This window comes from Rahnella sp. CG8 (assembly GCF_023701875.1).
GTDB classification, from domain to species: Bacteria; Pseudomonadota; Gammaproteobacteria; order Enterobacterales; family Enterobacteriaceae; genus Rahnella; species Rahnella aceris.
In genome coordinates this window covers 21,255-41,217 of sequence record NZ_JABAED010000039.1, presented here as the reverse complement: position 1 = coordinate 41,217, position 19,963 = coordinate 21,255, and the positions used below count along the sequence as shown (strand labels likewise).

Here is a 19,963-nt window from a genome sequence, read left to right as displayed (position 1 = left end):
GGAACGCAAGGGCGCCGCAGGCGTGCATTTCACCCTTGCGTTAACCTGGGCGGCGGTGCTACACCCAGCCCTCCGCGAAAGGGCTGACCTTGAGAGGGATAACCGCACCCGGCAGAATGCACACACCCGACGGCGGGGAACGAGGCGGCGACCTTAGCGGCCGGTTTACCGGCCAGTGTCCGTGCGGCGGCGCAGCCGCCTGCGGGGGTTGACCCTTGCCGTTGCCATCGGACCGTAGCCGCAGGCCGGAAACCCGCAGGGGTTCCGCGAAGCTTACCGGCCAAGCCGGTTAGCAAAGTCGGGCAGACGACTGACCAGCCTGCTGGTCATGAGCCGAAGGGGGCCATGTTCTGGCCGTGGTGGTTTGTTGTGAAAATCAGGAACCGGCCTTCGATGACCAGGATGCGGAAGATAAATCCAGGCCACAGCAGGTTGCGGAGAAGCTACCTCACGAAAATCACGCGACAGCACAGGCCCGGTCGTCCCGGAACACCGACTCCCTTCGTCAAGTTTATTGCGCATTGAGCGGGCAGCCGCGGTGGCGAAGCCACGGCAGCGCGCTGTTCAATGGCATTTGACGTTCGCCCTGGCAAACAAAGCATTCAGGCTATAGCCCCGCCGCTCAAATGCGGGGCCATGCTTTTAGGGTCAGTCCTTGAAGGCGTGGTCGAGTTCGTTAATTTGTTTGTAGATTTCCAGCATCTGGCCGCTGAGCTGGTTCGCCACCTGCCCGGCCAGGCGCTGGGTTAACTCGTCGCTGCCCCAGAAGTATTTTTTCTCAAACGCCCGGAACTGCTCGCGGAGTTCATAGGTCGCGTTCGCCAGCGCCGCCACGTCCACCCGCAGGGCAATATTGTCTGAATAGTTGCTCATATCAGGCTCCCGTACTGCTGAAAGGTTGCAACCGGCGCCGCCGGACGCAGACGCTGAAATTCCGCTAGGCGACGCTGCCCCGCCGCGTGGTACTCCTCCATTAACTCGATGCCAATCCAGCGTCGCCCGCACTGCGCCGCCGCGACGCAGGTCGAACCGCTTCCGGCAAAGGGGTCGAGTACTATCGCACCCGGCTGCGTGAAGGACTCAATCAGCGGCCGCAGGATAGAGACGGGCTTTTCCGTCGGATGGTGACGGTTGCCGGTGTACTGCCAGGGCATGACGTCCGGGAGCGGTTTTTCCGGCAACGGCGGGCGCCCTTTGGCGAGGACATAGGCGCTTTCGTGCTGATAGCCGACGAATGCGGATTTCGAAGCATAGGTCTTGGTGAAAACAATGTGGCCTACAACGCGAAAGCCGGCGGCTTTCCATGCGGCCATAAACTGATCCACCCGGTTCCAGCCATAAAAACTCACTGCCAGGCTGTCAGGTTTGAACACCCGGAACATTTCGCGGCTGACCGGTGGCAGCCAGTCGCCGTTTTTGTCATTGGCAATTGACCGCCCGGAACGATCGGTAAACCCGACGAGATAAGGGGGAACAGTCAATATAAAATCCACTGCACTAGACGGAAAACCAGACATAACCTGCTCACAATCACCCTGGATAAATCGGGACATAGCGTTACTCCACATGGGAATACCGGAACCGGCCGGCGCCGTGACCACACCAGAGTCGGGCGCAAAGCGGAGCTGGAAGGCCTGACGCGGAAGCCGCAGCACCGCCAGGAACGGGCTGAATGCACCGTGACTGGCGGTGACCGGGTGAGCAGTTGTGTTTAATGTCAATCAGGAAGGGGGTTAAAGACGCGCAGTGACTATAGGTGATTAGCGTCCGTTATGAGCTGTGAGTTCAACCGATGGATGCAACACACTGATTGAACGGCTCTGAGCGAAAAGCGGTCTAAGATAGTAATATGAGAGCATCAATGTAAATTTTCGGGCAATTCATGCTCAAAACATGTATGAAATTTCTTTTTATAAGTGATTAAGAAGGGCTTTAAATGTCTGCTATTGATGAATTAAAAGTGAAGTATCCAAGCGCGAATGCTTGGCAAATTGGTGATAGCCCAGAACTGGCCAACGAGCTTGCAGACCTTATTAAAAAAGGAATTAAAACGGCCTCATGCGGCTCTTTTCCATCTTACCAGCAAGAAGAATATGCACCTAGGATTGGGAGTTATAACATCATCCTTGACAGTCAAGATGTACCGGTATGCGTTATCAGGTTGGTTTCGATGCGACTTGTGCGTTTTTGTGATGTTACCGCCGACTTTGCCAGAAAGGAAGGTGAAGGTGATTTGAGCCTTGAGTATTGGCGGAAAGAACATCAGCGGTTTTTTACTCGTGAAGGTTATTTTTCTAATGATATGGAGCTGATCACAGAGGAATTTGAGGTTGTTGAGGTTCTGTGAACCGGACAAAGTATCTGCACCGAAGATGAGAAAAATATCGTAGCGTTTTATCTACTGCAACTTATATAAAGTTACGCTTTTGGCACGGAGCGGACATACCAGCCTTCATTTTTTTCATACGCCAGTTCAGTGATGCGCCCTGATAAATGCACATCCGACGCCGGACGCTGAGCCTCATAGCGGCAGGTCGACAGAGATAAACCTGTGAGCCTGCAGGCACGACGTTGCGACAGACCGGTCGCATCACATATCAACATCACGGCTTCCCGCTTCTGGTCTGTCGTCAGTACTTTCGCCCCAGAGCCACCTGAAGCGCCTCCTTATCGAGCATGGCTTCGGCGAGCAGCTTCTTGAGTCGGGCGTTCTCTTCTTCAAGCGACTTCAGGCGCTTAACCTCAGGCACTTCCATAGCGCCATACTTCTTACGCCAGGTGTAAAACGTGGCATCGGAAATGGCGTGCTTGCGGCAGAGTTCACGGGCAGATACCCCGGCTTCAGCCTCGCGGAGAATACTGATGATCTGTTGGTCGGAAAAACGCTTCTTCATGGGGATGTCCTCACGTTGCAGATGAAGACATTACTAACATCGGGGTGTACTAATCAACGGGGAGCAGGTCAAAAAGAACTGCAGCAATGCCTCAGAAGCGAAAGAGCAGTGCGTAGATCCAGAACGTCATCGCTTAAAGGGAAAGGATTAGGTTCAATTCCGGATGCGATACCCATCAGCAAAAGACCACCTGATGTTGCAGACAGAGCCATACCCGGCCACTAGGAAGGTGACCTGATCCAGGGCTCGAAAAACTCCTATATCGTCACCCTCGTAGAACGCCCTTCCCGCTTTGTTATGCTGGCCAAAATCAGTGACAACAAGACCATAACCGTTATATCTGCACTCATCAAACAAGCCCGGTAATTACCCGTTGAGCTTTATAAAACATTAACATGGGATCGGGGTGCTGAAATGACCAGCCACACCCAGTTTACTGTGGCCACAGACATTCAGGTTTATTTCTGTGATCCTCAATCTCCCTGGCAACATGGCTCAAATGAAAATACGAACAGGCTGCTCAGACAATATTTTCCAAAAGGAACTGACTTATCTGTTCACAGCCAGCAAAGACTTAACAGTGTTGCCAGACAGCTAAATGAAAGGCCGAGAAAAACGCTAGACTATGAATCACACGCATAGCGGTTCAATAAGTGTGTTGCATACATCGGTTGAACTCACAGCACATAGCGGACTTTGCTAAAATCAACTTGACCGCCAAGTCTAAGCCATCTTCAAGATACAAAGACGCCGACTTCTATCGCGCAGTCTTCTGTGCATGTGTCAGACTAACGGCATCACGCCTAGTTCCTCTTTATATGCCTGGATTAGCAGTAGAGATGGCACAACTTCACATGACTTTCTTCTGTCGATGTTCAGTCACTTGATTGCCGCATACCCCAGATGCCGCCGACAGAAGCTGTGACCACTAATACCAGCGCGAAAAGTATGGATCCCCAGGCCAGTCCAACGGCATCCATCAGATAGCCGGTTGCTACAGGCAGCAAGCCAGCCGGTATATAGTCGCCGATTTGAGGACTGCTTTGGCTTGTGCGCGATGGCTTTCTGGAACGTGCAGGCCTATCAATGTCATGCCGCCCAGTTGGCCTAGTCCTTTACCGGCACCCGCTAAAAAGGTGGAGTCGACGGGTGCCGGCATCAGCGAGGCGTGGATGGCAAACGTCAGCGGGTATTTTCTCGACTACCGGCTATAAACTGTGGGCTGCCAGTGAGTTAAAGCTTCACCTGACGCGCGCATTCAAGTTATCCATGAGGAGAAGTTTTGGGATGTGATCTGGCTGTATCTGGCTCCGCCGGATAAATCTTTGAGTGATGCCATGATGAGAATAACCAGGTTTATGCGTTACCTTACTGATACTCCTTGCAGCGTGTTCCCAGTGTCACGTTGATTGTCGATGCGGCACATCTGATGGCGAGGGCTCGAACCTCGCCCTGATTGACTTGGCAAAACCATTGTCGTCCATCAGGGCGATATTGACCCGGCCATTCACGGCTACGAAAATCATCTGTTCCCGAATACCGCAACCGCTTTTACAGAGACTCAGGAACTTCTGGCGATATTATTCGGCCAGGATACGCCTCACAGCCGGGTTGAGATGTTTACACAGCCTCAGCCCTGAAAACGACTCAGACGCACCTTTTAAACGTCAGGTGCGTCTGAAGCCGGGGTAATAACTTAGCTCAGCGCCGCAATTTTTGGTGCAGCAACTTCTGCCGGTTTATTGGTGAAACGCGTAACGGCGGTCAGCAGCACCGCGATCACCAGAGAACTGCCCATGAAGACGTAAGAAGCCTGCGGACCGTCGAAGACGCCGTTCAGGTAACCGACGATCCACGATCCGACAAAAGAACCGAGTGCGCCGAAGCTGACGATAAATGCCATCGCACCGGCCATCACATTGCGCGGCAGCAGCTCGGGAATGGCGGCAAAGAAGGGGCCGTAGGGTGTATACATCGCTCCACCGGCGATCACCAACAACACATACGACACCCAGAAATGATTCGCGCCCACGGTAAACGACGCACAGAAACACACCGCGCCCAGCCCGAGGAACAGCAACACAATCAGCTTACGTTGCTGGTATTTATCAGAGAACCAGGACGCCCCGAGCATCAGCGGCACCGCCAGCAGATAAGGCGCAGCGGAAAGCCAGCCGGTCGCCACAATCCCCATACCAGAAGCGGTTTTCAGGATCGACGGCAGCCACATAATGAAACCGTACATGCCGATGTTCCAGAAAAAGTGGATAAACGACAGCGACAGCACTTTGCGTGAACGCAGCGCTTCGCCGTAATTTTTCACCGGCTTCATTTCGGCCTGTTCCGCCGCCAGCGCCGATTCAAGCGCCGCTTTCTCCTGTTCGCTCAGCCATTTTGCATCTGCCGGACGATCAACAAATATCACCCACCAGATAGCCGCCCAGATAATCGCCGGAACGCCTTCGATGATAAACATCCCGCGCCAGCCGAGGGCATCCACCAGATAACCGGAAAGGATCGACATCCACAATACGGTGATCGGATTACCAAGAAACAGGAAAGTGTTGGCTTTCGAGCGTTCCTGCTTAGTGAACCAATGGCTGAGGAAGACCAGCATCGCAGGCATCACCACGCTTTCGGCCACGCCGAGCAGGAAACGAATAATCGCCAGCGCCACCACGCTGTGAACCATGCCGGTGGCAGTGGCTAAAATGCCCCACAGGATCAGGCTCCAGAAAATCAGTTTTTTAGCGCTGCGTTTTTCGGCATAAATCCCGCCCGGCACCTGAAAGAAGAAATAGCCTAGGAAGAACAAGGCGCCAAGCAGTGATGAAATGCCCGGTGTAATATTTAAATCCTGCGCCAGCCCGGAGGCGGCACCAAACCCATAATTGGCACGGTCAAGATACGCCAGACTGTAGGTGATAAACGCCAGCGGGATCAGCTTACGCCAGCGCAGCGGTGCCAGTTTTTGAGGCAAATTGAGGTTCATATGTCGGTTCTCTGAGTTTTAGTATTGCCTGCCAGAATGCCTTCTGGCGTCGTTTTTTAGCGCCAATGTGGATCGTATCTACCTGTCATACACCAACATGTATGACATCATTCATGTTTAAAGATGCACCACTGAAATGCGCCGGGCAATCACCAGACTGGCGAAGTAAAATCTGCGTCACAAAATTCTTTTTTAGCGGGCAGTGGCTCATGAACCCCGCAAAAACCGGCGGGATAACTTCACACTCGCCGCCTGACGTGCTATATCTCTGGCCGTTGTAGGACAACTTATGGCGACGGACAAGATGAGTATTCAATCGATCCAAAAACACAATGTGGTGAATGCGGTTTACGATCAGATCAAGGAAAAGCTGCTCGATGGCAGCTGGCCGCCGGGTAGCAAACTCCCCTCGGAGGCGGAACTGACCGCATCGTTTAACGTCAGCCGCGTCAGCATCCGCAGTGCGGTGCAGCGGTTGCGGGATCTCGGCATTGTGGTGACGCAACAGGGCAAAGGCAGTTTTGTCAGCCAGAACCTCAGTCAGCAAACCCTGCTCAATGAACAGCAGCCGATCATGCACCTGAGCCGCGAAGAGTTTCACGACATGATGGTATTCCGTCAGACGGTGGAATTTAAGTGCATGGAGCTGGCGGTCATCAACGCCACGGCGGAAGACATCACCGCGCTGGAACAGGCGCTGAACCGTATGCTGGTCAATAAAGACGACTACAAAAAGTACTCACAGGCCGACTTCGACTTTCATCTGGCGATCGCCAAAGCCTCGCAGAACAAAGTGTTCTACAACGTGATGAATTCGATTAAAGACATCTATTACTACTATCTGGAAGAGCTGAACCGTGCGCTGGGAATTACGCTGGAAAGCGTCGAAGCGCACATCAAAGTGTTTATGGCGATCAAAAACCGCGACTCTTCAACAGCGGTTGCCGTACTCAATGACGCGATGTCCGACAACGTGACGGCCATCGAAAAGCTCAAACAGTCTCTGCCGGACGCCAAATAAGCGCCTCGCTCCGCGCCAGAATTTGCACTCTGGCGCGGAACCTTTACGGCCTTTACGGACGTGACGCCGTACCATCCGGTGTTCGCGCCATCGTCCAGGAAGGAATACCGCCGACGCACGGATACTGTGCCGCTTTCTTCTCGTCGATATCTATCCCCAGCCCTGGACGGTCGCTCAGATAGGCATAACCCTGATCGATTTCCGCACATCCCGGGAACACATCACGCAGCGCATCGTTCACCGGCGTATATTCCTGAATACCGAAATTGGTCACGCTCATGTCCAGGTGCAAATTGGCACAAACACCGACCGGCGAAATATCGCCCGGCCCGTGCCACGCGGTGCGTACACCGTGCAGTTCGCTGAGCGTCGCCAGTTTTTTCGCCGGCGTGATGCCGCCGATGGTGCTGACGTGACAGCGGATATAGTCGATCATGTTATTGGTAATAAGCGGCTTCCAGTCATTGACGTTGGTAAACAGCTCGCCCATCGAAATCGGTGTGGAAGACTGTTGACGCAACATTTTCAGCCATTCGATATTTTCCGGCGCAACCGGATCCTCGAGATAAAACAGCTGATATTGCTCGAGCGTTTTCGCCAGTTGAACGGACGCAATCGGCTGCACGCGTTCGTGAACGTCGTGGATAAATTCGATGCCAAACCCGAGTTTATTACGCAGATGATCAAACAGGCGCGGCACGCTCTTGACGTAAGATTCCGGGTCAAAATAAATCCCCGGCGTACTGGTGCGCGGCGAGCGTTTAGGCTGAATATTTTTGGCACGTGCCAGACGGGTGGCAATAAGCTTCATGTCGTCAGTCCCTGCTCCGCCGTACATCCCCATCTGGCAGCGCACATACTGATAGCCCTCCTCCATGCGCGCACGGATATTGTCTTCCACTTCAAATTCATCGCCGCCGTCGGTGTGTACATACAGCGGAATACCGTCGCGGCATTTTCCGCCCAGCAGTTCATACACCGGCATGCCGGCCAGCTTGCCTTTGATATCCCACAGCGCCATGTCCACGCCGGAAAGCGCGTTGTTCATAATGGGGCCACTACGCCAGTAACCACTGACGCAGGCTGACTGCCAGATATCTTCAATACGCGTCGGATCCTTACCGATTAAAAACGGTTCCATGTATTCATCAATGGCGGTTTTCACCGCATGAATACGCTGGGTAAACGTGGCGCAGCCTAATCCGTATAAACCCGGCTGGTTGGTTTCCACTTTCACCACCGCGAGATCGATACCTCCGGGTGCCGTCAGAATGGTTTTCACCGCGGTGATTTTAAGATTACTCACAGTAACTCCTTAATATGTATGTCAGACCCGATAACGTCTTTTCCTGATGTGGTGCGTGCCACACAGCGAATGAATAACTCTTAGCGCAGTTATATCTATCAACTCAACTGTCGTCCTACAAGTTATTTTGTTTATATCACCCCTGAACAAACCGCCAAAGCCCGGTGAAGAGATTTTGTGCACTCGATCATACAATCTATTGGAACAAAATTATTTACTTGTTTTGTAAAGAGTAAATAAATTAATACGTTTTTTCACTCTGAAATTGTGTGACACAGATGGCAAATAACTCACCTCAGCATTGATTTAAAAAGAGCCTTGCATCAGTTTAAACACGAATGATGTCATACAGGTTGAGAATCTGATGACGCCCTGAGAAATATCAACGATGAGGAATTATCATGTCTGCTGCATTATTTGATTTAACCGGCAAAACGGCGTTAGTGACGGGTTCTGCCCGCGGTTTAGGTTTTGCTTACGCACAGGGGCTGGCGGCAGCTGGGGCTGGCGTGATCCTCAATGATATCCGCGAAGAACTGTTGCAGGAATCTGTCCAGTCACTGCGTAATCAGGGTTATCAGGCGCACGGTTTTGCCTTTGATGTCACTCGTGAAGATGCCGTGGAAAGTGCCTTCGCCGCCCTCGAAGCGCAGGGATTGCAGGTGGATATTCTGATCAACAACGCCGGGATCCAGTATCGCAAACCGATGGTAGAACTGGAGCTGGAACAATGGCAGCGCGTGATCGATACCAATCTCACCAGCGCCTTTATCGTCTCCCGGGCGGCGGCTAAACGCATGATCGCCCGTGGCAACGGCGGCAAAATCATTAACATCGGCTCGCTGACCAGCCAGGCAGCGCGCCCTACCGTTGCGCCGTATACCGCCGCCAAAGGCGGTATCAAGATGCTGACCTGCTCGATGGCCGCAGAATGGGCAGAATTCAATATTCAGTCCAACGCCATTGGCCCCGGCTACATTCTCACCGACATGAATGCCGCGCTTATCGATAACCAGGAATTCGACAGCTGGGTAAAAGCCAGCAACCCGTCGAAACGCTGGGGTAAACCGCAGGAACTGATCGGCACTGCCGTGTTCCTGTCCTCGTCCGCTTCCGACTACATCAACGGCCAGATCATCTATGTCGATGGCGGCTGGCTGGCAGTGCTGTAAACGCCTGCCTGAACGCTGAAAGACTTTGCCCGCGGCAGCCTGTGCCGTGGGCGGTACCCTGCATCTACATGACCAAACCAATAAAAAAACCTGACCAGGACACTCAAATGAAAGCAACAAAGTCGCGATTTTTTATCCTGTCGCTGTTGTTCATTGTGACGGCCATTAACTATATGGACAGAGCGAATCTGTCCGTCGCGGGCAGTAAGATCCAGTCCGAATTCGATCTGAGCGCCACGCAGCTCGGTCTGCTATTCTCAATGTTTACGTGGTTTTATGCTGCCAGTCAGATCCCCGTGGGCTATGTGCTGGACCGCATCGGCTCGCGTATTCTCTACGGCAGCGCCATTATTCTGTGGAGCATTTTCACTTTCCTGATGGGCTTCTCCTCGCACCATGTGTTCACGACTGCCACCGCCTCGTTCCTGATGCTGCTCGGCTGCCGCGCACTGATCGGCATCGCGGAAGCGCCGTCGTTTCCGTCGAATACCAAAATCATTGCCACCTGGTTTCCGGACCATGAACGCGCACGCGCCACGGCGATTTACTCCAGCGCACAGTATATCGGCCTGGCGTTGCTGACCCCGGCGCTTTCCTACGTTGTGGCGGAATATGGCTGGGAAATGTCGTTCTATCTTTCCGGCGGCGCAGGCATTTTGTTCGGCATCTACTGGCTGATGAAATACCGCGACCCTCAGCACAGTACCGGCACCAACCAGCAGGAACTGAATTACATCCGCGAAGGCGGTGGTTACGGCTCCACAAACCAGGCCAGCGTCAGCGAGAAGGTACGCTGGAAAGACATCAAATATTTCCTCAAACAACGCACTATCTGGGGATTGTTCATCGCGCAGTTCGCCTGCTCTTCCACGCTTTATTTCTTCCTGACCTGGTTCATCGTCTATCTGGAAAAAGGGCTGCATCTGTCGATCACCAAAGCCGGGATCGGCGCGTCATTCCCGTATCTGATGGCGATGGCGGGCGTCCTGTGCGGCGGTACGCTGAGCGACATGCTGCTCAAAAAAGGCAAATCGCGCACCCTGGCCCGCAAACTGCCGGTGATGGCCGGTTTGTGTCTGACGATGGTGATTTGTCTGGTGAATTTCTTTGAAGACCAGCCGACTGTCGCCATTGCCATTTTATCCGTCGCGTTCTTCGCCAACGCCTTTTCCAATCTCGGCTGGGTGGTGTGGAGCGATGTGATCCCGCGTAACTTTATCGGCACGATGGGCGGCTGCCTGAATATCTGCGGCAACCTTTCCGGCATCGTCAGTCCGATTGTCATCGGCGTGATCCTGCAACGCACCAACAATTTCCAGTACGCCATGTGGTACATCGCCGCCGTCGCGCTGGCGGGTTTACTGGCTTACACCTTCCTGGTCGGCAAAATCGAAGTGATCGTGCCGCCGAAATCCGATATTCCCAATCAGCATCGTGCTGACTCAAATCAGCAGAAAATAACCGGGGCATTGAAATGAGCATTCAACACAAAATTACCTGTAAAGCCTGTCTCGCTTATGGCGAAAAAGACGTGCGCGTGGAAAGGCGCGAACTGGAATACAGTGACAGCGATATTCTGGTGAAAGTCGTTTGCGGCGGCATCTGCGGTTCTGACATTCACTATTATCAGCACGGACGCGCCGGGATGTCTGTGCTTAAACACCCGATGGTGGTCGGCCACGAGTTTGTTGGCGTGATAGAAAAAGCGCCGGCAGATTCAGGTTTCCACGCCGGTCAGCGCGTGGCGGTCAATCCCTCGCAGCCGTGCAATCACTGTGCATTTTGTCTCGAAGGGAAACAGAATCTGTGCAAAACCATGCGCTTTATGGGCAGCGCGCAGTTCAATCCGCACGTCAACGGCGGATTCTCTGAATACGTTGTGGCGACGAAAGCCCAGTGCTTTGCCTACAGCAAAGTGCCACCTAAGGTGATGGCCTTTGCCGAACCCACGGCTGTGGCTATCCACGCGGTGAATGTCGCCGGAACGCTGGTTGGTAAAAAAGTACTGGTGATTGGCGCGGGGCCGATTGGTTGTCTGATCCTGGCAGCCGCCCGCAGCTCAGGGGCCGCGGAAATTGTCGCTTCCGACGTCAGCGCCCGCTGTCTCGAACTGGCCGTTGAAATGGGCGCCAATGCCACATTCAACCCGATGGAGCAAGGCAGCGCGGACCACTATCAGGAAAACAGCGGCTATTTCGACGTAGTGTTCGAAGCCTCCGGCAGCCCGGCGGCCATCCAGTCTACCGTCGCTTTCACCCGCCCTTCCGGCACCATCGTACAGGTCGGTATGGGCGCGGCCAGCGTGGAATATCCGGTCATGCCGATGCTGGTCAAAGAGATCACCTGGGTGGGTTCTTTCCGCTTTATCGACGAATTTGCCACCGCCGTCGCCTGGCTGGAAGACGGTCGCGTCAATCCGCTGCCGTTACTCAGCGCAGAATATGCGCCGGAATCCATTGAAGAAGCGTTGATTGCCGCCGCCGATAAAACCCGCTCCTCGAAAGTGCAGATTACCTTCTGATACCTGCCCCAGCGCCACCGATTTTCGTGCCGGAAAAGCGGTGGCGTATCAGAAGATACGTGAAGACTGGCAGGCGACGCCGCTCGAAGCGCGAATTGATGCGTTGTTTTGTGAAAACAATATTCTGGCGATTGGCTTACTCAAAACACAACTTGCGCAGAAACAGTCGGAGAATCTGGCAGTCATCGAGTAAGATGAGATCGAACGAGTCAGCTCTTCGGTCTGTCAGCTGACATCTGGCTTTGTTGAATAAATTGGGTTTAGATAAAACTCCCCCTATCAGTCATATTCTCATGCAATCAGTAAACTTTCATGCATGCCTGCACGCGTCATTTTGTTCAGTGCACGGATCATAACCATAGCGTCACAGACCTGCGCATCGTATCTCGGTTCGAGATAGTCAGTGATTGTACGTGAAGGGAGTGTAGGATGAATAACACTGATCTGTATGAAAGACTCGCTATCCACGGCTGCCAGTGTCATTTCCAAAGTGCTTTTGACTTGATGGATTGGCAACTGATGGAGGACTGCTTGTGGCCTGAGCTGTATGTGGATTATTCAAGTTTCAGGAATGATCCGCCACGGTTCATGACTCAAGCTGAATACATTGCCTTGCGTCAAGCAGCCCTCAGCAAACTCAAGATGCAACATAGCTTTACCAACCTTACTGGTCACCTGAGCCGCATACCAGGCAAGCGCCAAGTGAAACTACATGATCCTCAGGTTTCGAACCACCACCTGCACCTCAGTCGCTGATTTTTTCCACTCCAACGGGCGGTATTTTTTCGACCTGAAAAAGTATGAGGGCGAATGGTGCATTTTCGGCATCAGACAGCAATTGCTCGCCAATCACGGAACGCCAGACCCGCACCAAGGCATCATCCCGGAAAACGACTGAAAATGGAGCCTTTAATGGATGTATGGCAGATCCTCATCTTTACACTTATTGCCTGGCTCTCTGTTGCCGGCCCCGATTGTAATAAAAACAGCTTGAGACAAGGCAATGTTTGTGGGCTGTTTTCCCTGTCGCTGGCGGGGATATCATGATCATGATAGAGAACTTTTTTACTCATTAGCTCCACTCCTGCAAAATTTATCCGGAGTGAGTAAAAACGGCAAATCCTCTTTTTAGCCATATTCATGATATGGGAAAAGAACAACGCGCAAATTTTGCTCGCCCCCGCGGCTTCAGGAGACGCTCAACGTAGTCGGGCCTGACGCTACTCTACACATCGCTATCATCATCTCAGAAGGTATAAGTCACCCCGGTCGAGAGAATCCCGGTCCAGCTTTCATCGACCATTGGACTATCCGTAACTTCATCAGAAAGATGAAGGTAACGAACGGCTACGTTAACTTTCCAGTCTTCGTTAATGGAATAGGCGGCATTGAGTTCCAGAAAGGGTGACCAGCTGCTTCCTGCGTCATAGGCACTCAGACCACTTCTGCGCGATTCTTTCTGTGAGATTCCGTAGTAGTAGTTATTCTGTTTGGAATCGGCAAATTCCACGCCAGCTCCGGAAAGAAAATCAATACCACCGACGCTCCAGGGATACATCCAGCCCACATTCCCTGTCATACCCTCACTGTTGCCGAGTACATCGCCCGCCACAGCGGCACGGAGAAAGCCGTACGCTGTCATGTGGGTGTAAGTTAATCCCGCCATGGCGGTTGACTTACGATTATCCAGTCGTTTCAGTTGATTATCACTGCTGTCATCAGATTTGAACTTAAAAGGCGCCCAATACACCGTCGCTGACAATTTGTCTTCATCGGTGTTCCACAGATAGTACCCGGCCCCTAACCCATGTACCCAAAAGTTGTCTCCCTCATACATGATTTGCGGGAGGGCCTGGACATCATTGTCATAATCTTTATAGGGGCTCTGCGCAATTGCGACGCCGGCACCAATGCTCAGTCCATCACTTTTTGCAGATGCCATTGAGGTAACGGGTATGGCCATAACACATAGCAGAGCGGCTTTTTTTCTCACGACAATTCCACCAGCAGAGTAAAGTTTGTGCATCTTGCAGCAGAGTTTTTGGCTTGCACAGACCCTTTTCGCATTCTTAATAATGCCTGACGTTATCCTGTCACAGCGTTACGGATACTCCATATGATTTCAATTTTAATACAGACTATTTTCGTATCATTTACGTACGTTTTTTATGTGCGCTGGTAAGTTCTCAGGTTGAGAATGAACGTTCATTAAGGGTCGATCTACTTATGGTTTACAGAAAATTATTTATTACAGGGCTCGCACTTTTGATAGTCAGTTGTGATCAAAAGAATGCCGGGATGCCGGGGCCGGGTTCCATGCCTACTGACGTGGGCGTCGTTACCCTAAAGTCTGAATCCGTTACCCTCTATAGTGAACTTTCAGGACGTGTTACCGGAACGATGGTGTCTGATGTCAGGCCACAGGTCGGTGGCATCATAAAGAAAAGGCTTTTCACGGAAGGAGATGAGGTTCAGGCGGGACAGGTCCTTTATCAAATTGACCCGGCCACTTATCAGGCCAGTTATGATGAAGCGGTTGCGCAGATGAACAATGCCATTGCCGTGGTGAAAAGCAGCAAGCTTAAAGCTGAACGTTATGCCGCGCTGCTACAAGAAAAGGGCGTAACCCGTCAGGATGCAGACGATGCACAAGCGACCTACCTGCAGAATGTTGCATCCGTGGCACAGTACCGGGCAGCGGCGCAGAGCGCCCGCCTTGATCTTGAATACACCCAGGTAAGGGCTCCGATTTCAGGCCGTATCGGTATTTCATCAGTGACCCCAGGTGCATTAGTCACGGCAAACCAGACCGATGCGCTGGCAACGATAAGAGTACTAGACCCGATTTATGTCGATTTAACACAGTCCAGTACACAGTTGTTAAAGCTCAAGAAACAGCAACAACACGCCACTCAGAAAGAGGAAACAGTCCCCGTTACCGCGACCTTGGATGATGGTACAAAATACCCGCATCAAGGGAAGCTTGAACTGGAAGAGGTTTCCGTTGATGAATCTACGGGCACAGTAACGCTCCGGGCCATTTTTCCTAACCCGGAACATGAGCTTTTGCCAGGTATGTACGTCAGGGCCTCCGTGAGCCAGGGTGTTCGCAACAATGCCATCCTGGCTCCTCAGCAGGGTATCACGCGTGATGCCAAAGGCGATGCCACGGCCCTTGTCGTAGGGAAGGACAATAAAGTTGAAAGCCGGCAGGTCACCACCGAGGGTGTGGTGGGCAATAAATGGCTGATTACCCGCGGCCTTCAGGCGGGCGAACGTCTGATCACCGAGGGTACTGGCAAAGTTCAGGCCGGTATGGAAGTTAAAACCACCGAGGTTGGCAGCACGGCTGCTAACGATGCTTCCATCACCGCTACCGGAGGCAAGTAAGCATGCTCGCACAGTTTTTTATCAGACGTCCTGTCTTCGCCTGGGTCATTGCCATCGTCATCATGCTGTTTGGTATTATCAGCATTAACAGCCTGCCTATTGCGCAATATCCAGACGTTGCGCCGCCTCAAATTAGTATTCAGGCTACGTATACTGGCGCATCCGCTGAAACGCTTGAAAGCAGCGTGACTCAGGTTATTGAGCAAGAGCTGACCGGTCTTGATGGCCTTTTGTATTTCTCTTCAACCAGTACGGCATCTACGGGTCAGGTTAAAATCACCGTGACCTTCAAACAGGGAACCGACCCGGATATCGCACAGGTTCAGGTGCAAAATAAAGTTCAGCAGGCAGAAAGTCGTCTGCCTGACTCTGTGACATCACAAGGTGTAACTGTCGAGAAGGCGCAGAGCGACTTCCTGCTCATTATGGCGCTTTATGACAAGACAGATAAAAGCACCTCCGCCGATGTCGCAGACTACCTTGTGAGTAACATGCAGGACACACTGGCGCGCGTTTCAGGAGTCGGAGGCGTTCAGGTCTTTGGTTCAGAATATGCCATGCGTATCTGGCTGGATCCCGTCAAACTTGCAGCCTATTCACTTATGCCATCTGACGTGAAAACGGCGATTGAGAATCAGAATACCCAAGTTGCCTCCGGCCAGCTTGGCGCGGTGCCGTCAGGTAAAGAACAGCAACTGGTTGCCACCGTTCAGTCACGCTCGCGCCTTCACACGCCGGAGCAATTTCGTAATATCGTTCTCAAGAGTAAATCAGACGGTTCCGCAGTGCGTTTGAGCGACGTAGCACGGGTTGAGATGGGTAACGAAGATTACAGCTCTAACGTTATTGCCAATGGCCATCCGGCTGCCGGGATTGCGGTTCAGTTAGCATCGGGAGCGAACGCGCTCACGACAGCAGAACAAGTCAAAAAAATAGTGGCTGAATTTCAGACGAGCATGCCCGCCGGTTATGTAGTTGCTTATCCGCTAGACAGTACTGACTTTGTTAAAGTATCCATCACCGAGGTGGTTAAAACGCTTGGCGAAGCCATTTTGCTGGTTATTTTGGTGATGTTTGTCTTCTTGCAAAATATCCGCACCACATTAATTCCGGCTATCGCTGTTCCGGTTGTGCTACTGGGAACGTTTGGGGTGCTTTCAGCATTTGGCTATTCCATCAACACCCTGACGATGTTTGGTATCGTGCTGGCAATCGGCTTGCTGGTGGATGACGCCATTGTCGTCGTTGAAAACGTTGAGCGCGTCATGCGCGAGGAAAATCTCCCACCTCGCCAGGCCACTGAAAAATCGATGCGAGAGATAACCGGTGCACTTATAGGGATTGCGATGGTCCTTTCCGCCGTTTTCCTGCCGATGACTTTTTTCAGCGGCTCAACGGGCGTTATTTACAGGCAATTCTCTATCACAATAGTTTCCTCTATGGCGCTGTCAGTGATTGTGGCCCTGACACTTACGCCCGCCCTCTGTGCCACATTGCTTAAACCCCATAACCCGCAAAGTAATGATAAAGGCTTTTTCGGATGGTTTAACCGCACATACAGTGCCATTCAAGGTCGCTACAAGAATGGTGTAGGTCGTGTTATTCATGGGCCAACGCGCTTTATTCTTGTTTACGGGGTGATTTTGTTAGGTTGTGCCGTTATGTACATGCGGCTGCCTACCGGCTTTCTCCCTACTGAAGATCAGGGATACATTATGGTGCAGTACACGCTGGCTCCCGGTGCTAGTGAAAACCGCACCCGTGAAGTGCGCAAAGAGATACAGCAGTATTTTCAAACCAAAGAGAAAGATAACGTTAATGTCGGCATGCTGGTTGACGGTTTCAGCTTCGCCGGCAGCGGACAAAATGCTGGCATCGGCTTTATTTCACTTAAAAATTGGGATGACCGCAAAGGCAGTAGCAACAATGCTGACGCTATTGCCGGGCGAGCAATGATGAATCTGGCTGGGATCAGAGATGCACAAATTTTCGTACTGACCCCACCGGCGGTTTCGGGGCTCGGGCAGTCCAATGGTTTCACCTTCGAACTTCAGGCGCGCGCGGGGACTGACAGCAGTACGCTGATTAAACTCCGTGACCAACTTATTTCTGAGGCGGCTAAAGATCCGTCGCTGGACAGCGTCCGGGCCAATACACTGCCGGACTTGCCTCAGCTTCAGGTCGACATCGACGATGACAAGGCACAGTCTCTTGGCGTCTCCGTCAGTGATATTAACGACACGCTCAGCGCGGCGTTGGGCGGTACGTATGTTAATGACTTTGTTGACCGCGGCCGTGTGAAAAAAGTCTATGTACAGGGTGATTTGAACCATCGCAGCAAGCCGGAGGATATCGACCAGTGGTACGTTCGGGGAACTGACAGTGATGGCAATAGTACGATGGTACCTTTTTCTTCTTTTGCATCCTCTCACTGGGCGTACGGCTCGGATACCCTCTCACGTTTCAATGGACTGTCTTCGTATGAAATTCAGGGAAGTGCGTCCTCTGGCAACAGTTCCGGTGATGCGATGACCGCCATGGAGAAGCTTGCCAGCAAATTGCCATCCGGTGTTACATACGCCTGGTCATCACTTTCCTACCAGGAAAAACTCTCAGGCAATCAGGCCATGTCCCTCTACGGTATTTCTCTGATTGTGGTGTTTCTCTGCCTGGCAGCCCTCTATGAGAGCTGGTCGGTGCCCTTCTCCGTTATTATGGTCGTTCCGCTAGGTGTCATTGGCTCCCTTCTGGCTATTACTCTGCGCGGGTTGGAAAATGATGTTTATTTCCAAGTTGCGTTGCTTACCATCATTGGGCTTTCAGCAAAAAATGCCATCCTCATCGTGGAATTTGCCGAAGACAATTATCGGAAAGGAGAAAATCTGCTGCAGGCAGCTATTCATGCAGCCAGTATGCGCCTGCGTCCGATAATTATGACTTCCCTTGCTTTTACGGCTGGCGTATTGCCGCTAGCGGTTTCTTCCGGTGCAGGAGCGAACAGCCGAATTGCAATAGGCACAGGCATTATTGGCGGTACGATCACTGCCACTCTTCTGGCCATATTTTTGGTCCCCCTATTCTTCGTTCTGGTAAGACGCATGTTCCCCGGACTTCCGGCAGATCATAGAGATGTACGTAATGCCGCTGAAGAAAAAGGAGAATAAAATGAACGTTAAGCTTCTGATGCTATGTTTCCCAATGTTGCTGGCCGGTTGCATTTCATTGGATCCCGATTATAAGCGTCCTGAATTATCCACACCGGCCACATCCCCCCACGGGGAGGCCTATGTCAGTTCGGGCAAGACGACAGTCGGAAGTTATCGCGACACAGGCTGGTACGATTATATTCAGGATGCCAAACTCCGGCAGGTCGTGGCGATGTCGCTTGACAGCAGCAGGGACCTGCGCGAAGCCGTTGCCAATGTAAAAGCCGCCCGGGCACAATATGGGGAAGAACGATCCAATCTTTTCCCGACCATAAATGCTGAACTCAGCGGAAGTCGCTCCCGATCGCTCACAGGGGAAGGTAATAAAACCGCCATAAGTTCAAGTTATGAGGGAGACGCCAGCGTCAGTTCCTTTGAGCTCGATTTGTTTGGTAAGAACCAGAGCCTGACCCGCGAGCAGTATGAAACGTATCTCAGTACGCTTCAGGGAGCGCGAAGTACCCGTCTGACCGTGCTTTATAATACGGTCGACTACTGGCTGACGCTGGCTGCCGACCAAAGTAATCTTGCAGTTGCCAAAGAAACAGCAGAAAGTGCCCGTCAGTCATTGGAGGTTACACAGGCGCAGCTTCGTCACGGTACGGCATCGATGGTGGATGTCTCTTCTGCAGATACCACGTATCAGTCTGCGCTTGCCGATGTGGCAAGTTATAAAACCAGCGTAGCGCAGGATAAAAATGCGCTTGACCTAGTCGTTGGAAAAACGGTTCCCGACGCTCTTTTACCTGAAGGCATTGAAACACTCTCCCATGCATTTCGGGAAATACCGGCGGGTATCTCTTCTGACGTTTTAATGAATCGGCCTGACGTGCTGGAAGCGGAACATAATCTGAAATCGGCAAATGCCAGCATCGGCGCTGCTAGGGCGAATTTCTACCCCAGCATTTCACTTACTGCCAGTGGAGGCGCAGCCAGTTCTGACCTTTCATCTCTTTTTAAACACGGAGCCGGAGTGTGGTCCTTCTCGCCCAGTATCTCCTTGCCCATTTTTTCCGGCGGCTATAACACCTCTCAGCTGAATTACACCAAAGCCCAAAAGGAATATTACGTCGCAGCATACGATAAAGCAGTTCAGACAGCGTTTCAGGAAGTGGCAAATGCGCTGGCACGCAGAGGCACAATCAATGACCAGTTAACAAATCAGCAGAATTACGTGACCTCAGCTCAAAGCTATTACCATCTGGCAGATCTGCGCTATCGAAATGGTGTAGATAGCTGGCTGAACGCTCTCATTGCCCAGCGTACGCTTTATACCGCGAGGACATCGCTTATTAGTACCCAGCAGGAGTATTACGAAAACCTGATAACGCTTTACAAGGTGATGGGGGGAGGAACTGCACTGAAAGAATCAGAGATTAAACACTAAGGCGGATTGCCAGCCAGACCATTATTTTGAAATGGCTGGCATTTACCTGTCTGAAGGTTAATTTTGTATATAAT

At 52.1% G+C, this 19,963-nt stretch carries 17 protein-coding genes and 4 pseudogenes; 12 read left to right on the top strand and 9 right to left on the bottom strand.

The window, feature by feature from the left end; genetic code table 11:
* Positions 1-648 precede the first annotated feature (648 nt).
* Both HGO41_RS23590 and HGO41_RS23585 read right to left on the bottom strand, forming a co-directional pair.
* On the bottom strand, positions 649-873 hold the full coding sequence (locus HGO41_RS23590) for a YubE family protein (protein WP_250981527.1): 225 nt from the start codon (positions 871-873) through the stop codon (positions 649-651).
* Positions 870-1,553 carry a DNA methyltransferase gene (locus HGO41_RS23585; protein ID WP_250981526.1) on the bottom strand — a complete coding sequence of 228 codons (684 nt, stop codon included), beginning with the start codon at positions 1,551-1,553 and terminating at the stop codon, positions 870-872. The genes HGO41_RS23590 and HGO41_RS23585 overlap by 4 nt, the downstream gene beginning before the upstream one ends.
* A 383-nt stretch (positions 1,554-1,936) precedes the next feature.
* Between HGO41_RS23585 and HGO41_RS23580 the strand changes: the two genes are divergently transcribed.
* Complete coding sequence (locus HGO41_RS23580) at positions 1,937-2,347, top strand: ASCH domain-containing protein (protein ID WP_250981525.1); 411 nt, start codon at positions 1,937-1,939, stop codon at positions 2,345-2,347.
* A gap of 89 nt (positions 2,348-2,436) precedes the next feature.
* Here HGO41_RS23580 and HGO41_RS23575 read toward each other — a convergent pair.
* Positions 2,437-2,894: pseudogene (locus HGO41_RS23575) on the bottom strand (transposase); the annotation flags it as partial.
* 57 nt (positions 2,895-2,951) lie between these two features.
* On the opposite strand from HGO41_RS23575, the pseudogene HGO41_RS23570 reads away from it, so the two are divergent.
* Positions 2,952-3,536: pseudogene (locus HGO41_RS23570) on the top strand (IS30 family transposase); the annotation flags it as partial.
* 233 nt (positions 3,537-3,769) lie between these two features.
* Here the strand turns inward: HGO41_RS23570 and HGO41_RS25790 are convergent.
* Complete coding sequence (locus HGO41_RS25790; RefSeq protein ID WP_276524759.1) at positions 3,770-3,901, bottom strand: hypothetical protein; 132 nt, start codon at positions 3,899-3,901, stop codon at positions 3,770-3,772.
* Between the two features lie 127 nt (positions 3,902-4,028).
* Between HGO41_RS25790 and HGO41_RS25965 the strand changes: the two are divergent.
* Positions 4,029-4,260, top strand: a pseudogene (locus HGO41_RS25965) (IS630 family transposase); the annotation flags it as partial.
* A 330-nt stretch (positions 4,261-4,590) separates the two neighbouring features.
* On the opposite strand, the gene HGO41_RS23560 reads toward HGO41_RS25965, so the two are convergent.
* Positions 4,591-5,886 carry an MFS transporter gene (locus tag HGO41_RS23560; protein WP_241917288.1) on the bottom strand — a complete coding sequence of 432 codons (1,296 nt, stop codon included), beginning with the start codon at positions 5,884-5,886 and terminating at the stop codon, positions 4,591-4,593.
* Between the two features lie 304 nt (positions 5,887-6,190).
* On the opposite strand from HGO41_RS23560, the gene HGO41_RS23555 reads away from it, so the two are divergent.
* Positions 6,191-6,907: a FadR/GntR family transcriptional regulator gene (locus tag HGO41_RS23555; protein ID WP_101079186.1), complete on the top strand. Its 717-nt coding sequence runs from the start codon at positions 6,191-6,193 to the stop codon at positions 6,905-6,907.
* 52 nt (positions 6,908-6,959) lie between these two features.
* Here HGO41_RS23555 and HGO41_RS23550 read toward each other — a convergent pair whose 3' ends face one another.
* Positions 6,960-8,213, bottom strand: coding sequence for an enolase C-terminal domain-like protein (locus HGO41_RS23550; RefSeq protein WP_241917289.1), 1,254 nt, complete (start codon positions 8,211-8,213; stop codon positions 6,960-6,962).
* 401 nt (positions 8,214-8,614) lie between these two features.
* Between HGO41_RS23550 and HGO41_RS23545 the strand changes: the two genes are divergently transcribed.
* From HGO41_RS23545 to HGO41_RS23530, 4 genes are all read left to right on the top strand, one after another.
* A complete protein-coding gene (locus HGO41_RS23545; RefSeq protein WP_200227351.1) occupies positions 8,615-9,385 on the top strand; it encodes an SDR family oxidoreductase in 771 nt (256 codons plus the stop codon).
* A gap of 107 nt (positions 9,386-9,492) precedes the next feature.
* On the top strand, positions 9,493-10,863 hold the full coding sequence (locus HGO41_RS23540) for an MFS transporter (protein ID WP_250981524.1): 1,371 nt from the start codon (positions 9,493-9,495) through the stop codon (positions 10,861-10,863).
* Positions 10,860-11,906, top strand: coding sequence for an L-idonate 5-dehydrogenase (gene idnD, locus HGO41_RS23535; protein ID WP_250981523.1), 1,047 nt, complete (start codon positions 10,860-10,862; stop codon positions 11,904-11,906). Before HGO41_RS23540 ends, idnD begins: the two co-directional genes overlap by 4 nt.
* A 40-nt stretch (positions 11,907-11,946) precedes the next feature.
* The gene (locus tag HGO41_RS23530) at positions 11,947-12,099 is read left to right on the top strand and encodes a hypothetical protein (protein WP_200227356.1); all 153 of its coding nucleotides are present in this window, start codon (positions 11,947-11,949) and stop codon (positions 12,097-12,099) included.
* Positions 12,100-12,197: 98 nt separating this feature from the next.
* Here the strand turns inward: HGO41_RS23530 and HGO41_RS23525 are convergent.
* Positions 12,198-12,290: pseudogene (locus HGO41_RS23525) on the bottom strand (hypothetical protein); the annotation flags it as partial.
* 45 nt (positions 12,291-12,335) lie between these two features.
* Between HGO41_RS23525 and HGO41_RS23520 the strand changes: the two are divergent.
* A complete protein-coding gene (locus HGO41_RS23520) occupies positions 12,336-12,662 on the top strand; it encodes a nuclear transport factor 2 family protein (protein WP_250981522.1) in 327 nt (108 codons plus the stop codon).
* Between the two features lie 122 nt (positions 12,663-12,784).
* Here HGO41_RS23520 and HGO41_RS23515 read toward each other — a convergent pair whose 3' ends face one another.
* Together HGO41_RS23515 and HGO41_RS23510 are read right to left on the bottom strand one after the other, a co-directional pair.
* A complete protein-coding gene (locus HGO41_RS23515) occupies positions 12,785-12,979 on the bottom strand; it encodes a hypothetical protein (RefSeq protein WP_250981521.1) in 195 nt (64 codons plus the stop codon).
* A gap of 173 nt (positions 12,980-13,152) precedes the next feature.
* Positions 13,153-13,932 (bottom strand): MipA/OmpV family protein, encoded by a 780-nt coding sequence (locus HGO41_RS23510; protein WP_502947400.1) that lies wholly within the window; start codon positions 13,930-13,932, stop codon positions 13,153-13,155.
* A 200-nt stretch (positions 13,933-14,132) separates the two neighbouring features.
* On the opposite strand from HGO41_RS23510, the gene HGO41_RS23505 reads away from it, so the two are divergent.
* The 3 genes from HGO41_RS23505 to HGO41_RS23495 are packed head-to-tail and all read left to right on the top strand — an operon-like array spanning position 14,133 to position 19,889.
* Complete coding sequence (locus HGO41_RS23505; RefSeq protein ID WP_250981520.1) at positions 14,133-15,296, top strand: efflux RND transporter periplasmic adaptor subunit; 1,164 nt, start codon at positions 14,133-14,135, stop codon at positions 15,294-15,296.
* A gap of 2 nt (positions 15,297-15,298) precedes the next feature.
* Positions 15,299-18,460 (top strand): efflux RND transporter permease subunit, encoded by a 3,162-nt coding sequence (locus HGO41_RS23500; protein ID WP_250981519.1) that lies wholly within the window; start codon positions 15,299-15,301, stop codon positions 18,458-18,460.
* The gene (locus tag HGO41_RS23495; protein WP_411829845.1) at positions 18,435-19,889 is read left to right on the top strand and encodes an efflux transporter outer membrane subunit; all 1,455 of its coding nucleotides are present in this window, start codon (positions 18,435-18,437) and stop codon (positions 19,887-19,889) included. The genes HGO41_RS23500 and HGO41_RS23495 overlap by 26 nt, the downstream gene beginning before the upstream one ends.
* The last annotated feature ends 74 nt before the right edge of the window (positions 19,890-19,963 follow it).

What these genes read in the sequence shown, in the direction of transcription:
- HGO41_RS23515 (WP_250981521.1), bottom strand. Translation starts at nt 12,979, where the DNA reads ATGAGTAAAAAAGTTCTCTATCATGATCATGATATCCCCGCCAGCGAC.
- HGO41_RS23590 (WP_250981527.1), bottom strand. Translation starts at nt 873, where the DNA reads ATGAGCAACTATTCAGACAATATTGCCCTGCGGGTGGACGTGGCGGCG.
- HGO41_RS23505 (WP_250981520.1), top strand. Translation starts at nt 14,133, where the DNA reads ATGGTTTACAGAAAATTATTTATTACAGGGCTCGCACTTTTGATAGTC.
- HGO41_RS23495 (WP_411829845.1), top strand. Translation starts at nt 18,435, where the DNA reads ATGCCGCTGAAGAAAAAGGAGAATAAAATGAACGTTAAGCTTCTGATG.
- HGO41_RS23585 (WP_250981526.1), bottom strand. Translation starts at nt 1,553, where the DNA reads ATGTCCCGATTTATCCAGGGTGATTGTGAGCAGGTTATGTCTGGTTTT.
- HGO41_RS23560 (WP_241917288.1), bottom strand. Translation starts at nt 5,886, where the DNA reads ATGAACCTCAATTTGCCTCAAAAACTGGCACCGCTGCGCTGGCGTAAG.
- HGO41_RS23545 (WP_200227351.1), top strand. Translation starts at nt 8,615, where the DNA reads ATGTCTGCTGCATTATTTGATTTAACCGGCAAAACGGCGTTAGTGACG.
- idnD (WP_250981523.1), top strand. Translation starts at nt 10,860, where the DNA reads ATGAGCATTCAACACAAAATTACCTGTAAAGCCTGTCTCGCTTATGGC.
- HGO41_RS23580 (WP_250981525.1), top strand. Translation starts at nt 1,937, where the DNA reads ATGTCTGCTATTGATGAATTAAAAGTGAAGTATCCAAGCGCGAATGCT.
- HGO41_RS23555 (WP_101079186.1), top strand. Translation starts at nt 6,191, where the DNA reads ATGAGTATTCAATCGATCCAAAAACACAATGTGGTGAATGCGGTTTAC.
- HGO41_RS23520 (WP_250981522.1), top strand. Translation starts at nt 12,336, where the DNA reads ATGAATAACACTGATCTGTATGAAAGACTCGCTATCCACGGCTGCCAG.
- HGO41_RS23500 (WP_250981519.1), top strand. Translation starts at nt 15,299, where the DNA reads ATGCTCGCACAGTTTTTTATCAGACGTCCTGTCTTCGCCTGGGTCATT.
- HGO41_RS23510 (WP_502947400.1), bottom strand. Translation starts at nt 13,932, where the DNA reads ATGCACAAACTTTACTCTGCTGGTGGAATTGTCGTGAGAAAAAAAGCC.
- HGO41_RS23540 (WP_250981524.1), top strand. Translation starts at nt 9,493, where the DNA reads ATGAAAGCAACAAAGTCGCGATTTTTTATCCTGTCGCTGTTGTTCATT.